Origin of the sequence: Vibrio sp. D401a, from assembly GCF_030248515.1 — a bacterium.
GTDB classification, from domain to species: Bacteria; Pseudomonadota; Gammaproteobacteria; order Enterobacterales; family Vibrionaceae; genus Vibrio; species Vibrio rotiferianus.
Genome location: NZ_JAHGAI010000001.1, coordinates 397,793 through 412,667 on the forward strand (window position 1 = coordinate 397,793; position 14,875 = coordinate 412,667).

The 14,875-nt window shown below is 45.7% G+C and carries 14 protein-coding genes; 5 read left to right on the forward strand and 9 right to left on the reverse strand.

Annotation, left to right across the window (positions count from 1 at the left end; all coding sequences use genetic code 11):
- Positions 1-73 precede the first annotated feature (73 nt).
- The 4 genes from mutT (at position 74) to carB (ending at position 6,266) form a co-directional block, all read left to right on the forward strand.
- Entirely contained in the window at positions 74-472 is a 399-nt protein-coding gene (gene mutT, locus KIV41_RS01860) for an 8-oxo-dGTP diphosphatase MutT (protein WP_010445879.1), read from the forward strand.
- 113 nt (positions 473-585) lie between these two features.
- Positions 586-1,395, forward strand: a complete 810-nt coding sequence (dapB, locus tag KIV41_RS01865; RefSeq protein ID WP_285335573.1) for a 4-hydroxy-tetrahydrodipicolinate reductase — start codon at positions 586-588, stop codon at positions 1,393-1,395.
- A gap of 481 nt (positions 1,396-1,876) precedes the next feature.
- On the forward strand, positions 1,877-3,016 hold the full coding sequence (gene carA, locus KIV41_RS01870) for a glutamine-hydrolyzing carbamoyl-phosphate synthase small subunit (RefSeq protein ID WP_010445883.1): 1,140 nt from the start codon (positions 1,877-1,879) through the stop codon (positions 3,014-3,016).
- Positions 3,017-3,032: 16 nt separating this feature from the next.
- Positions 3,033-6,266 (forward strand): carbamoyl-phosphate synthase large subunit, encoded by a 3,234-nt coding sequence (gene carB, locus KIV41_RS01875; protein ID WP_138954112.1) that lies wholly within the window; start codon positions 3,033-3,035, stop codon positions 6,264-6,266.
- Positions 6,267-6,363: 97 nt separating this feature from the next.
- On the opposite strand, the gene KIV41_RS01880 is transcribed toward carB, so the two are convergent.
- Positions 6,364-6,828 carry a hypothetical protein gene (locus KIV41_RS01880; protein WP_071234953.1) on the reverse strand — a complete coding sequence of 155 codons (465 nt, stop codon included), beginning with the start codon at positions 6,826-6,828 and terminating at the stop codon, positions 6,364-6,366.
- A complete protein-coding gene (locus KIV41_RS01885) occupies positions 6,821-7,732 on the reverse strand; it encodes a hypothetical protein (protein WP_285335595.1) in 912 nt (303 codons plus the stop codon). The genes KIV41_RS01880 and KIV41_RS01885 overlap by 8 nt, the downstream gene beginning before the upstream one ends.
- Before the next feature lie 251 nt (positions 7,733-7,983).
- Between KIV41_RS01885 and KIV41_RS01890 the strand changes: the two genes are divergently transcribed.
- The gene (locus KIV41_RS01890; protein WP_285335574.1) at positions 7,984-8,763 is read left to right on the forward strand and encodes a TSUP family transporter; all 780 of its coding nucleotides are present in this window, start codon (positions 7,984-7,986) and stop codon (positions 8,761-8,763) included.
- Here the strand turns inward: KIV41_RS01890 and KIV41_RS01895 are convergent.
- The 7 genes from KIV41_RS01895 to KIV41_RS01925 all read right to left on the reverse strand — a co-directional run bounded on the left by KIV41_RS01895 (position 8,693) and on the right by KIV41_RS01925 (position 14,868).
- The gene (locus KIV41_RS01895) at positions 8,693-9,559 is read right to left on the reverse strand and encodes a LysR family transcriptional regulator (RefSeq protein WP_088881327.1); all 867 of its coding nucleotides are present in this window, start codon (positions 9,557-9,559) and stop codon (positions 8,693-8,695) included. The two genes, KIV41_RS01890 and KIV41_RS01895, sit on opposite strands and share 71 nt — an antisense overlap.
- Before the next feature lie 126 nt (positions 9,560-9,685).
- Positions 9,686-10,306, reverse strand: a complete 621-nt coding sequence (locus tag KIV41_RS01900) for a TRIC cation channel family protein (RefSeq protein WP_285335575.1) — start codon at positions 10,304-10,306, stop codon at positions 9,686-9,688.
- A 76-nt stretch (positions 10,307-10,382) separates the two neighbouring features.
- A complete protein-coding gene (btuF, locus tag KIV41_RS01905; protein ID WP_285335596.1) occupies positions 10,383-11,207 on the reverse strand; it encodes a vitamin B12 ABC transporter substrate-binding protein BtuF in 825 nt (274 codons plus the stop codon).
- Positions 11,207-12,160, reverse strand: a complete 954-nt coding sequence (locus tag KIV41_RS01910) for a cobalamin biosynthesis family protein (RefSeq protein WP_038884199.1) — start codon at positions 12,158-12,160, stop codon at positions 11,207-11,209. The genes btuF and KIV41_RS01910 overlap by 1 nt, the downstream gene beginning before the upstream one ends.
- Before the next feature lie 14 nt (positions 12,161-12,174).
- Positions 12,175-12,870, reverse strand: a complete 696-nt coding sequence (gene mtnN, locus KIV41_RS01915; RefSeq protein ID WP_285335576.1) for a 5'-methylthioadenosine/S-adenosylhomocysteine nucleosidase — start codon at positions 12,868-12,870, stop codon at positions 12,175-12,177.
- Between the two features lie 65 nt (positions 12,871-12,935).
- Positions 12,936-13,364: a DUF1499 domain-containing protein gene (locus KIV41_RS01920; protein WP_010445903.1), complete on the reverse strand. Its 429-nt coding sequence runs from the start codon at positions 13,362-13,364 to the stop codon at positions 12,936-12,938.
- 91 nt (positions 13,365-13,455) lie between these two features.
- Positions 13,456-14,868, reverse strand: a complete 1,413-nt coding sequence (locus KIV41_RS01925) for an FAD-dependent oxidoreductase (RefSeq protein WP_285335577.1) — start codon at positions 14,866-14,868, stop codon at positions 13,456-13,458.
- Between the last annotated feature and the right edge of the window lie 7 nt (positions 14,869-14,875).

Consider the following 14,875-nt stretch of genomic DNA (forward strand, 5'->3'; position numbering starts at 1 on the left):
TATAGTCTGAAAACATAAATAAAGAGTCGCTTAGGCGGCTCTTTTTGTATTGATAGATCTAGGAACGAATCTAATGAAAAGAATTCACATTGTTGCGGCGATCATCTTCAACCAAGACAAATCGCAAATCTTCATCACCAAACGTCCAGATGACAAACACAAAGGCGGCTTTTGGGAGTTTCCTGGCGGCAAAGTTGAGCAAGGTGAAAGTGTTGAACAAGCGATGATTCGTGAACTCGAGGAAGAGATTGGTATTACGGCGACAGAGCAAGCCTTGTTTGAACACTTGGAATACGATTATCCAGATAAGTCTCTGAAGTTTGATTTCATGACGGTCACTCAATTCAATAACCAACCTTATGGTCGTGAAGGTCAAGAAGGCCGTTGGGTCGATATTACAGCATTGCCTGATTACACCTTCCCTGAAGCGAATGTACCTATCCTTGAGCGAGTAGTAAAAGAGTTTTCTTAACTCACCGCGAACTATCTTGTGGTTAACTCGGGATATTGTTAGTTTAAAAAGATACCGCGAAACGAAAGAGAACGAGAACAAGCCTCGTTATCCAGAGAAGGAGAGAAAGCGCAATGGTTCGTATTGCAATCGCAGGAGCAGCTGGCCGTATGGGTCGCAACCTAGTAAAGGCCTCACACTTAAATCCGGAAGCCTCTGTTGCAGCAGGCTCTGAACGTCCGGAGTCTTCATTAGTTGGCGTTGATGTGGGTGAATTGTGTGGTGAGGGTAAGTTTGATGTCTTTCTGACAGATGATTTAGCAAAAGAAGTCGAGAACTTTGATGTTGTTATCGACTTTACTGCTCCAGTGAGCACGCTAGCGAATCTAGAGCTATGTAAGCAACATGGTAAGAGCATTATTATTGGTACAACGGGCTTCAGTGAAGAAGAGCGTGAACTGATTGATGAAGCCGCTAAGAAAGTGCCTGTTGTCATGGCTCCAAACTATTCTGTTGGCGTGAACCTAGTCTTCAAGCTTCTTGAGAAAGCAGCCAAAGTCATGGGTGACTACTGTGATGTTGAGATTGTTGAAGCGCATCACCGCCATAAAGTGGATGCGCCTTCAGGTACAGCGATTGGTATGGGTGAAGCCATTGCTGGTGCAATGGGCAACAAACTGAGTGATGTGGCGGTGTACGCGCGTGAAGGCATTACTGGTGAGCGCACTAAAGATGAGATCGGTTTTGCCACTATTCGTGCTGGTGATATCGTCGGTGAGCATACTGCGATGTTTGCTGATATCGGTGAGCGTGTTGAGATCACACACAAAGCGACCGACCGTATGACCTTTGCTAATGGTGCCGTTAAGGCAGCTGTTTGGTTACATTCTAAACCAGCAGGCTTTTATACCATGACCGATGTCCTCGGGCTGAATGAGCTTTAAGTACATAATTATTCGCCGGCGCAAGCCGGCTTTTTTGTATTTGAAGAAAATTATGTAAATGAAATGAGTATGTGAGATGCGCGTGTTATCGATAGTTTAGTTGGCATTTTAGGTGGTTTAACTACTTATCTTGGTGTGACGTCCAAAAGTAAGTGTTGATTTTGCTGGATGAACGTTTGCGCAAAAATCTCAGAAAATTTTGTGATCTGTAATAAGTTCAAATTTGTAAAATTCACAAAAAAGTCACGGCAGCTGATGTGTAGGTAAGTAAAACTTACTTTTTTAGGGCTTTTTCTGTTGAAATGCCCTTACTCGCTAGAAAGTGATAATTTATTTTTTAATGTGTGTTGACAGTTTCCAAGTCCGTCTTTAGAATACCGCCAATTTGTCAAAAATACCTGTTTATGTAAATAATCAAGGTAAAGGAAGGCAAATTTGCAGCTTAATTTATTTTTTATGCATTTTTATTCTGGAGGTTGTCTTGGGTAAATTAGCACTGTTAGTCCTAGAAGATGGGACAGTGTTCCGCGGTGTTTCCATTGGAGCAGATGGTATTTCCGTTGGTGAAGTTGTTTTTAATACCTCGATGACGGGGTACCAAGAAATTCTCACTGATCCTTCCTATTCTCAACAAATCGTTACTCTTACTTATCCTCACATTGGCAATACCGGAACCAATTCCGAAGACGAAGAATCCTCTTCAATCCACGCACAAGGCCTTGTGATTCGCGATCTCCCTCTTATCGCTTCTAACTTCCGTAATGAACAATCCCTTTCTGATTACCTCAAGTCGCAAAACATCGTCGGCATTGCAGACATCGACACGCGTAAGCTAACTCGTATCCTGCGTGAAAAAGGTGCTCAAAACGGTTGTATCGTAGCTGGTAACAATCTAGACGAAGCTTTGGCACTAGCGAAAGCAAAAGAATTCCCTGGTTTGAAAGGAATGGATCTTGCGAAAGAGGTTACAACAAAAGAAGCGTATCAATGGAAACAAGGTTCGTGGACGCTTGAGGGTGGACTTCCAGAAGCGAAAGACGACAGCGAATTGCCATATCACGTTGTTGCCTACGACTTCGGCGCAAAACGCAACATCCTGCGCATGTTGGTTGACCGAGGCTGCCGCCTAACGGTTGTTCCTGCTGAAACTTCAGCAGAAGAAGTTCTGGCTCTAAACCCAGATGGCGTTTTCCTATCAAACGGCCCTGGTGACCCAGAACCATGTACTTACGCGATTGAAGCGACAAAAGTATTCCTAGAAAAAGGCCTACCAATCTTTGGTATCTGTCTAGGCCACCAAATCCTTGCGCTAGCATCGGGTGCACAAACAGTGAAAATGAAGTTTGGTCACCACGGCGCAAACCACCCAGTAAAAGATTTGGAGCGTAATGTTGTGATGATTACGTCGCAGAACCACGGTTTTGCAGCAGACGAAGCAACACTACCTGAAAATCTACGTGCTACTCACGTATCGCTATTTGATGGCTCTCTACAAGGTATTCACCGCACAGACAAGCCAGCATTTAGCTTCCAAGGTCACCCTGAAGCGAGCCCAGGTCCACACGACGCGGCACCGCTATTTGACCACTTTATCGAACTAATCAAAAAACACAGCGCTTAATTCGGAGTAGTAGATAATGCCAAAACGTACTGACATACAAAGTATTCTTATTCTTGGTGCTGGTCCGATTGTTATCGGTCAGGCATGTGAGTTTGACTACTCTGGCGCACAAGCGTGTAAAGCACTGCGTGAAGAGGGTTACCGAGTTATCCTAGTAAACTCTAACCCTGCAACCATCATGACTGACCCAGACATGGCGGATGCAACTTACATCGAGCCAATCCAATGGGAAGTGGTTCGCAACATCATCGCGAAAGAAAAGCCGGATGCAGTACTGCCAACAATGGGTGGTCAGACTGCATTGAACTGTGCACTAGACCTAGAGAAGCACGGTGTTCTTGAAGAGTTCGGCGTTGAGATGATTGGTGCGACTGCTGACGCAATCGACAAAGCGGAAGACCGTTCTCGTTTCGATAAAGCGATGAAGTCTATCGGCCTTGAGTGTCCACGTGCAGATACTGCAAAAACGATGGAAGAAGCTTACGCTGTACTCGATATGGTTGGCTTCCCATGTATCATCCGTCCATCATTTACTATGGGTGGTACTGGTGGCGGTATCGCATACAACAAAGAAGAGTTCGAGGAAATTTGTCGTCGCGGTCTAGACCTGTCGCCAACTAACGAGCTTCTTATCGATGAGTCTCTTATTGGTTGGAAAGAGTACGAAATGGAAGTGGTTCGCGACAAAGCGGACAACTGTATCATCGTATGTGCGATTGAAAACTTCGACCCAATGGGCATCCACACGGGTGACTCAATCACGGTTGCACCAGCGCAAACACTAACAGACAAAGAATACCAGCTAATGCGTAACGCATCTCTAGCAGTACTGCGTGAGATTGGCGTTGAAACTGGTGGTTCAAACGTACAGTTTGGTATCAACCCGAAAGATGGCCGTATGGTTATCATCGAGATGAACCCACGTGTATCTCGCTCTTCAGCTCTAGCTTCAAAAGCAACAGGTTTCCCAATCGCTAAGATTGCAGCGAAACTTGCTGTTGGCTTTACGCTAGACGAGCTAATGAACGACATTACTGGTGGCGCTACGCCAGCATCATTCGAACCAACCATCGACTACGTAGTAACAAAGATTCCTCGCTTTAACTTCGAGAAATTTGCTGGTGCTAACGACCGTCTAACGACGCAAATGAAGTCAGTTGGTGAGGTAATGGCAATTGGTCGTAACCAACAAGAGTCACTACAAAAAGCACTTCGCGGCTTAGAAGTAGGCGCTACTGGTTTTGACGAGATGGTTGACCTAGATGCGCCAGACGCACTGACGAAAATCCGTCATGAGCTGAAAGAAGCAGGTGCAGAGCGTATTTGGTACATCGCGGATGCATTCCGTGCAGGTATGTCAGTAGATGGCGTATTCAACCTAACGCAAATCGACCGTTGGTTCCTAGTTCAAATCGAAGACATCGTGAAGCTTGAGCAAGAGCTAAAAGCAAAAGGCTTCGCTGGTCTAAACAAAGAAGAACTTAACAAGCTGAAGCGTAAAGGTTTTGCTGATGCTCGTCTATCTAAGATTCTAGGTGTAGCGGAAAGCGAAATCCGTCGTCTACGTGACCAGTACGACATCCACCCAGTGTACAAGCGCGTTGATACGTGTGCGGCTGAGTTCTCTTCTGATACGGCTTACATGTACTCATCTTACGATGACGAGTGTGAAGCGAACCCAACAGATAAAGACAAGATCATGATTCTAGGCGGCGGTCCAAACCGTATCGGCCAAGGTATCGAATTTGACTACTGTTGTGTACACGCATCGCTAGCACTGCGTGAAGATGGCTACGAAACTATCATGGTTAACTGTAACCCTGAGACTGTTTCTACGGACTACGACACATCTGACCGTCTGTACTTCGAACCAGTAACACTGGAAGACGTACTAGCAATCGCTCGTGTTGAGAAGCCAAAAGGCGTTATCGTTCAGTACGGTGGTCAAACACCACTTAAACTGGCTCGTGCACTTGAAGCGGCTGGCGTGCCAATCATCGGTACTAGCCCTGATGCAATCGACCGTGCAGAAGACCGTGAGCGTTTCCAAGTTGCTGTTGACCGTCTAGGTCTTCTACAGCCAGAAAACGCGACGGTAACGACGATGGAGCAAGCGGTAGAGAAATCTCGTGAAATCGGTTACCCACTGGTTGTACGTCCTTCTTACGTACTTGGTGGTCGTGCGATGGAAATCGTATACGACGAGCAAGATCTACGTCGCTACTTCAACGAAGCAGTTAGCGTATCAAACGAATCTCCAGTTCTACTAGATAGCTTCCTAGACGACGCAGTTGAAGTGGATATCGATGCTATCTGTGACGGTGAGCGTGTGGTTATCGGCGGTATCATGGAGCACATCGAACAGGCGGGTGTTCACTCAGGTGACTCAGCATGTTCTCTTCCTGCATACACGCTAAGCCAAGAAATCCAAGACGTAATGCGTGAGCAAGTTGAAAAGCTAGCGTTCGAGTTGGGTGTTCGTGGTCTGATGAACACGCAGTTCGCGGTTAAGAACAACCAAGTATACCTAATTGAGGTGAACCCTCGTGCAGCGCGTACAGTACCGTTCGTATCTAAAGCAACTGGTGCGCCAATCGCTAAGATTGCAGCGCGTGTAATGGCGGGCCAATCGCTAGAGTCTCAAGGCTTTACGAAAGAAATCATTCCACCTTACTACTCAGTGAAAGAAGTTGTGCTGCCATTCAACAAATTCCCTGGTGTTGACCCACTGTTAGGCCCAGAAATGCGCTCGACTGGTGAGGTTATGGGGGTTGGTGCTACGTTTGCAGAAGCTTACGCGAAAGCAGAATTGGGTTGTGGCAACATTTATCCAGAAGGTGGTCGTGCACTACTGTCTGTTCGTGCAGGTGACAAAGAGCGCGTTGTGGACCTAGCGTCTAAGTTGACAAAACTTGGTTACCAGCTAGATGCAACGCACGGTACAGCTGTCATTCTTGGCGAAGCGGGTATTAACCCACGTCTAGTAAACAAAGTACACGAAGGTCGTCCTCACATTCTTGACCGTATCAAGAACAACGAGTACACCTACATCGTGAATACTGCCGCTGGCCGTCAAGCGATTGAAGATTCTAAAGTTCTTCGTCGCGGAGCACTAGCAGAGAAAGTGAACTACACGACAACACTAAACGCTGCATTCGCAACTTGTATGGCACACACTGCAGACGCGAAGAGCACGGTAACTTCGGTTCAAGAGCTACACGCAAAAGTGAAAGCTAGCCTAGAAGCGTAATAGATAAAAATCAGTAAGCCCGAAAAATAGGGCTTATATGACAACCTCATTGCCCGCTCATTTGAGCGGGCTTTTTTGTTTAATTAAGCAACTTGTTCTACTTGTTGATATTTTTCATTAGTCTTCGGTGCTCTCTACGACTCTGAGCTAGTTCATAGTAAAAGGTCATGAAGCATTTGTAAGAAGGAGTATTCATCAAATAAAGAGCAAGAATAGGGAGAGCAAGGGCTATCACCCAGAATAGGTCTCCCATTTTTGCTTCTGAAACCCCAAAACATATCGCAATGAAAATCTGTATCGTGGCATTGAAAATATTGATGGGATTTAGAAACTTTAAACCATGAATAATGATCATCCCAAATGGAATCGTTACCAAAAGTGCACCAATACCCATCATTACCACCCAAAAGTAGAATGGACCGTAAGTGGTTGAAATATCGATTAGTTGATCCAGAAAGAAAATATTTAATCCTCCCCCCATTGTTAAAAGCATTATTGCACTTAAAGCTGTGGCGATGCTTTTAGCGGACAGAATGAAGACTTCTTTTTCTCTACTATTCAATGGAAAACTCCTCGTACACACCCACTGCAATAGCACCGACGTTGCCGGAGGTTGCACTACCCACGAAACTGATAGTTGCACCAATGGCATCTTTTAGTTGAAGTTGGATGGCATTGCTGATCTCTTGTGAAGAGAACCTTCGTTTTACGCTTCCTGAACGTACTAGTTGTTTATAGGCTTTTGAAGATAAGTTTGGGATGTTTTGTTTCGAAATTTCTTTAGTGAGCCTTGCTCGTTCGTGTCGATTTAAGCCCTTTAAAACTTCACTTAAGCTTTTTCCTGAGCTCTTCTGTAGATTACTTATGGCTTTTATTGTGGCTGTGCCTGATGCCCCAACACCTACCAGAGATATGTAATCGAGGGCTTTAGATGTATTTTGATACCAAGCTTGCGAGTCCAGTTCATCTAGCTTATCAGGAGCAAAACCTTCAGCTCCACTCCTGCCTATGCCCACCATACATTGGACTGTAGAGGCCGCCGCCGCACTGTATCCCAAATAAGTAACGGCAGCACTCGTGCCTCCCGAAATTGGAATCGCACCAACACTACCTACAACCACCATCCAACCTAAAGCTGCTGAAGCACAGCTTAAGCCTGCTCCAATAAGTTCAGAAGCTAACTTAGACTCTCTATTCGAAGACTTAAGTTCTTTGGCGTAGTTATCGGCGGACATAGGAGATGTCGGCTCTTTTAAAATAATACTGATAGGGTTGACGCGACAACTGGAATTGAACTTTCGAAGAGAGATTATTGTTGAATCACCTGCGATATAAATAACCCCAGCCCCCGAAGTTTCAGGCCTAGAATCTATGACTTTGAAGAGCTGTTTTAGATTTACGGTTTGTTCTATGCGAGAGCGTAGCTGTTGCTCTTTTATTGAGGGGCGAGTCCTTAAAACATCCATTATTTTCACTCTTGATAAGGTTGAATTTATCAGATTAAGCCAGTGTTTTTCTTGGCCATCAAAAAAATGAAATGCTCTTGAGAGTGAATTCGATTGGAAATGTAATTGATACATTTAACGTATCATTTCTTGGACTTTTCTTATTGATGAAAATTGGGAATAGGTTGGTGTCTTGAGTTTCCTTTTGCGCGTTGGTGTGGTGGTGCTATCGTTGCCTTCTCTTCGTTACACATTTTTACAAGGACGCATAAGTGGAAATCACTTTTGAGATTTTAGTTGCATTGTTTTTTGTTGCATCGGTAGCGGGATTTATCGATGCCATGGCTGGTGGTGGTGGCCTATTGACTCTGCCTGCTTTATTGGCGGCGGGGCTCAGCCCCACTCAGGCGCTAGCGACCAACAAGTTACAAAGCTCATTCGGAAGTTTTTCTGCCAGTTGGTATTTTGTGCGTAATGGTATTGTTAGCCTTAAAGAGATGCGCTTAGCGATTCTATGCACCTTTATTGGGTCTGCTATTGGTGCAGAAGCTGTGCAGTTTATTGATGCCGGGATACTAACCAGCCTTATTCCAGTATTACTTATCGCGATTTCACTCTACTTTTTGCTTTCTTCAACCTCGAAAGCGGCTGAGGGGGAACCAAAGCTCTCTGAAGCTATGTTCGCTCTGTGTGTTGGTGGTGGTGTTGGTTTTTACGATGGTTTTTTTGGGCCGGGGACTGGCTCTATATTTGCGCTCTGCTTTGTCGCGCTTGGTCACTTCTCGTTAGTTGATGCAACGGCTCGAACTAAGATTCTTAACTTCACTTCGAATATTGCGGCGCTCCTGTTCTTTATTCTAGCGGGCTTACCTGTGTGGGAAATCGGTTTGACTATGGCTGTCGGTGGTTTTATTGGTGCTCAACTTGGTGCCAAAGTGGTGGTAACCAAAGGACAAAAGTGGATTCGACCTTTAGTTATAACTATGTCAATGCTGATGGCGGTGAAACTTCTTTGGCAACAACATCAACAATGGCTTCTATCACTGTTTTAACTCGTTCATTGCGATAGGCGTTGTGGCGTAGGCAGATGTGTATTGGACGAATTAAGGGGGCGAGTTCCTCAAAGTTGTAACAGTACTCCTCCGCTATATTCAGTGTTTTAATGATCGACCTTGGAATTAGAGCTGGTGCCATACCACCTAACGCTAATTGTGCTGCTGCCGTGTACGAATCCATTTCCATTAAAGGCTGGATATTGTGTTTAGAGAGCACGGCCTGCTGATAAGTGTTGGCTGGATTATTTAAGTCATTGGTCAGAATTGCTTTTGGCATCTTTGTGAGCTCATGTCTGCTTATGATAGAGAAAGGCTCATCTGCTAGATGATAACTCATCAAACCATGATGAGGAGGTAAGTAACCCGCGCAGAATCCAAGAGTGGCTTTGCCTGATTTTACGTTTTCTACGATTCGTGGCGTATGGTTGGTTGAAATTCTTAGGTATGGATCTTGGGCTAAGCGCTCTTCCATGATCAAACTGAGGTAACCTGCTACCAACGTTTCCGAACAGTCTATTTTTATCAATGACGAATCTTCGAGCTCTTGTTGGTCATGTATCTGACCACGCAACTCATTAAATGTAGGCTCGATAGTGCTTATTAGTGCTATAGCATCTGAAGTGAGCTTTATATGGCGACCACTTGGCTCTATCAACTTCTTCCCTAGTTTTTTTTCTAGGTTCGCAATCCGTTTGCTGACTGCTGATTGACTGATGTAAAGCTGACTTCCAGTACGACTCATGGTCTTTTCTTTACTTAATACCAAGAGTGTTTCGATGCCTTCCAGTAACATGCCTATCCATGAATGTTGGGAATAATAGCCTTAATATAACCAAGCTTTGTGCGAGAAGCGATAGGCGTGGGGCAAACAAAAAGAGCCGTCGATTAGGACGGCTCTTTTTAGTTAATTAGCTGAAGATTATCGATTGATGGCAAAGGTTGGCAGTGATAAGTGCCAGCGAATCGCACCAAGACGAATAATCAAGGTTGAGATGACACCTGCGAGTAGGGCGACTGAATGGTCGTGTCCCATACTCAATGCCGTTGTATGGAAAATTCCGCCTATGATACATGCGGTCGCGTAGACTTCGCTTCTTAAAACCATTGGTACCTCGCGAGCCAGCACATCACGAATAATACCGCCACCACAGCCAGTAATGACGCCCATGATAACAGCCACCATGCCGGATGCATTGTAGGCCAGGGCTTTTTCAACACCGATACCAACAAATACAGCCAAACCAATCGCGTCACATACGGGAAGCACCCACCAAGGTAGACGTTTAGGACGACGAACCAGAATCATGGTGAGCAAACAGGTAATGAAAATTACCCAAAGATAGGTAGTGTCAGTGATCCAAAATACCGGGGTTGCGCCAAGCGCCATGTCACGAATAGTGCCACCACCAATAGCTGTCACACTACCGAGCACGATCACACCGAAAGGATCCATCTTTAATCGGCCTGCGAGCAAAACACCAGAAACCGCAAAGACAGCAGTACCGAATAAATCGATCATATAAAGCAGCATGGAGTCCATGTTACTTGGTACCTTATAAACAAATTGTGGGGAACAGAAATGGGACGGAAATTGTACGGGATTTCCAACGGAAACGTTAGCGTTTTTGCCGAACGGTTTCAAAGTGTTCGCACACCTCTGTGATCGCGTTTAAGGTTCTAGGGGTTGGGCGGTTGATCCAATCAGAATTAAGTGACCAAACATGGTCATTTTTTAATGCGGGAATGTCGTTTTTCCACTCTGCCCACATACCATCATTATCCATGGCATGGCGGGAGGTGAACAGTACTTCAGGCTGGCGAGTAATCACTTGCTCGATGCTGACTTGTGGGTAAGGGGCTCTGCCTTTAGCAAAGATATTTTCACCACCGCAAAAGGTGAAGACTTCACCTGGCCAGTTCTTGCCCGCAACGGTGATGATCGGTTTTTCACTCAACTGATAGAAGTAGCTAACTTTATCTTCGGTATTGTACTTTTCTTTTAGTGTTTTTAGCTGTGCACGAAAATTTGCTGCGGCCTTTTGTCCTAGTTCGGGCTTTTCACTGTATTGGCTGAGCTGCTCAATATTTTGGGCAATATCTTCTAGTGTCCCAGTCGTTGAATAGTAGAGAGGGATATCAAATTGTTTGAGCTTCTCAAGTTCTTTGGCTGGATTTCCTGCCGGCCAAGCGATAACTAAGTCGGGCTGCAGGGCGATGATGCGTTCGAGTTTGATGCCTTGGTAGTTTGATACTTTTTCTAAATCTTTGGCTTGCTCCGGGTAGTCACTCATCTCACTGACCGCAATCAACTTGTCTCCAAGGCCTGCTGCATAGGCAATTTCCGTTGCGTGTGGCGCCAGACTGATGACACGTTGAACAGGCTCATTGGCAAAAGAAACGGTAGAGAAGATTAGAGGGAGGGCAAAGCAAAGTTTTTTCATCATAGTCCTTGATAAATGAATCCGAGAATTAGGCTTTGGATAACAATCCAAGCAAAGATACGCCAAACGATTAAGGTTTGGATTTGCGCTAGATGAATGGCGGATGGCGCAATGCGACCACCTATTTTTGCTCGTTCAGCTCGCTGTCCTTGATATAAAGCAGGACCACCTAGCGACAATTGAAGCTTGTTACCAATTGAGCACAACAACCAAGCTGGCCCTGGAAGCGGCCAAGATTTCGCTTGTTGAAGCATAGCGGTTGAAACGCTTGATACGTTTTTACCCACACCAATAAACATAGCGAATAAGCGCAATGGAATGATTTCTAGCGCCGCTGTTAATTGAATTACAGGCTTACCAAATGGGGAATATTGACGGCGACTTGGGGACCATGCTCGAGCAAGTTCAGCGGTTAGGCGATACATCAGCGCACCAATTCCACCAGTTAATCCATACCAAAACAGAACACACACTACGTTACGTCCGTAACCCATGATGATGGTCTCTGCTCCAGCTTTACCAATGCCTAGTAGCGATAAGCTCTCTGTATCGCGGTTCAGGTAAGGTTTGAGTAGCGCTCGGCACTGTGCTTTGTTCTCATTCGACATTGCGGTGACCAGTTGTTTAGCAAGTGATTCGTTGTTTCGCCAGTCGAGAGCAATCAGCAGCAATGCCAACTCAAATAACGGCGCTTGCCAAACTAAAGGCTTCATCGCGAGCAGCAATATCAAGCAAGGCACAAGCATAAGAAGAAGCGCGAGTCCGCCAGAGATGATGCTTTGCGAGTAGTTGTGGTTGTTATTGACTTTGCTTGCTAGTTGCTCGGCGAACTTATGCCAAAGCGTCACTGGATGTGCAGCGTGTGGAATGGGGAGCAGGAGATGGAATACTAATGCGCCCCACATGACGAGGAGCGCACCATTGGCATAAAATTGCTGAAAGGTTTCTTCCATGAAATTCGATAGACTTACTTAGTCAGTTCCAACATTTTGAATACCATTTCTGAAGAGCTTTTCGCTGCAAGCGGTAGGAACTCTTCGAAGCTCATTGGCGATTCTTTATCTGCTACATCAGAGATAGCGCGCACAACAACAAACGGCGTGTTGAATTGTTGACAAGTTTGAGCGATAGCAGATGCTTCCATTTCTACAGCGATAACTGAAGGGAAGTGTTTACGAATGAACTCTTGGCGCTCTGCAGTGCAAACAAACGCATCACCAGTACAGATCAGACCGCGAACTGCGTGAGTGTTTTCCATTTGAGCCAGCGCTTTTTCCGCAAGGTCCATTAGCTTCTCATCCGCTTTGAATGCTGCTGGTTGGCCTGCCATTTGACCCATTTCGTAACCAAACGCCGTTACGTCTGCATCGTGGTGACGAACTTCTGTTGAGATAACAACGTCGCCTAGGTTTAGGCTTGAGTCAAAGCCGCCTGCAGAACCAGTGTTGATAACCACATCTGGTTGGTACTCGTCTAGCAGAATGGTTGTACCAACTGCTGCCGCTACTTTACCGATGCCAGATTGAAGCAGTACCACATCAACGTCGTTAATCTGACCAGAGAAAAACGTACAACCTGCTTTGCTTACTGTTTGGCAGTTTGTCATTGCTTCTTTCAGGATGGTGACTTCTTGTTCCATCGCACCGATGATACCAACTTTCATAACACTCTCTTTCGATAAAAATTAAAGTTGGCGAGAGTATACCACTCTGCACCAATATGTGGTTGTTATTTGATTAATCCAGCATTCGCCAACAGTGCCCGTAATTGTTCGGCACGCTTACGGTTCACACCAAAGTCTGAATAGCCAACGCGAGATTCTGAGCGAACAATTAACTGATCGCCTTCAAGCTTGAGTTCTAAATCATCCACAAAGCGCATGATTTTAGATGTGCACTCGATTCGCAGGTAATTACCTTCTTTCACCGCTGTTTTCGCCCCCGGCAGTTCAAGTGCCACTTGCTCAATAGCATCGATGTTCGCTGAATCAGCTAGGGTGAATGGCGTTAGGTTATATTCTTCACGCGTGTCTTGGGTGGAAACGCAGTTTGGTTTGTCACCACAAGGTGATTGAGAACGATCCGTCATGGTTGTGACTCCTTGGCTACAAGCAGTTAAGCCGAGCAAAGTGATGGAAAGGAGAGCGGCTTTTTTCATTGTATTTACTCTTATAATTTTGCTTCTAATTATATGGATACAAAAGAAAAAGGATCCAATAATAGGATCCTTTTTGTGATGTTAGCTGTGATTAAACTTCGAGGTAATCGAGAATGCCTTCTGCCGCTTTTCGTCCTTCATCAATGGCAGTGACGACCAGATCTGAGCCTCGCACCGCATCGCCACCAGCGAAGATCTTTTCGTTGCTGGTCTGGAATTGGAACTCTTGCTTAGCAGGGGCTTTGATACGACCCCATTGATCCAAATCGACATCAAACGGAGCTAACCAGTCCATTTTGTGTGGCTGGAAACCAAACGCCATGATCACGACGTCTGCTGGTAGAACATGCTCGCTGCCTTCTACTGGCTCTGGACGGCGACGACCTGCTTCATCAGGCTCACCAAGGGCGGTTTTAACCACTTTGACCCCCGAGACTTTGCCAGACGCATCCACTTCAATCCCTAGTGGCTGAAGATTGAACATGAACTTCACGCCTTCTTCTTTGGCGTTTTTCACCTCACGGCGAGAGCCGGGCATATTGGCTTCATCACGACGGTAAGCACATACCACGTTTGACGCGCCTTGGCGGATAGAGGTTCGAACACAGTCCATAGCGGTATCACCACCACCCAATACCACAACGCGTTGTTTCGCCATGTCGATAAAAGGTTGGTCGTGCTCTAAATCCATCACCTTGTAGGTATTTGAAATCAAGAATGGTAGGGCATCGTAAACACCCGGCGCACCTTCATTTTCTAGTCCTGCACGCATGTACTTGTAAGTACCAACACCCAAAAAGACGGCATCGTACTCATCAAGTAGCTCTTGCATCTGCACATCTTTACCTACTTCGACATTCATGCGGAACTCAACACCCATCTCGGTGAAGACGCGGCGGCGGTTTTCCATCACGCCTTTTTCAAGCTTGAATGAAGGGATACCGAAGGTCAGTAGGCCTCCAATTTCAGGATAGCGGTCAAATACGACAGGTTTCACGCCATTGCGCACTAGGATATCAGCGGCTGCCAAGCCTGCTGGGCCTCCACCAATGATGGCAACCTTTTTGTCGGTCCACTCCACCTTGGACATATCAGGTTTCCAGCCCATTTCGAAAGCTTTGTCGGTAATGTATTTTTCAACGTTACCTATAGTGACTGCACCAAAGTCCTCATTAAGAGTACAAGAGCCCTCACATAGACGATCTTGCGGACATACTCGGCCACAAACTTCAGGCAAGCTGTTGGTTTGGTGCGATAGCTCAACGGCTTCGAGGATACGACCTTCATTGGCTAGCTTTAACCATTGTGGGATGTAGTTGTGGACAGGGCACTTCCATTCACAATATGGGTTACCACAATCTAAGCAGCGATCCGCCTGCGCAGTCGCTTGTTGCTTGGTAAACGGTTCATAGATTTCAACGAACTCGATCTTACGAACTTTGATAGGCTTCTTCGCAGGATCTACGCGTTGAACATCGATAAATTGATAAACGTTCTGACTCATGATTCAA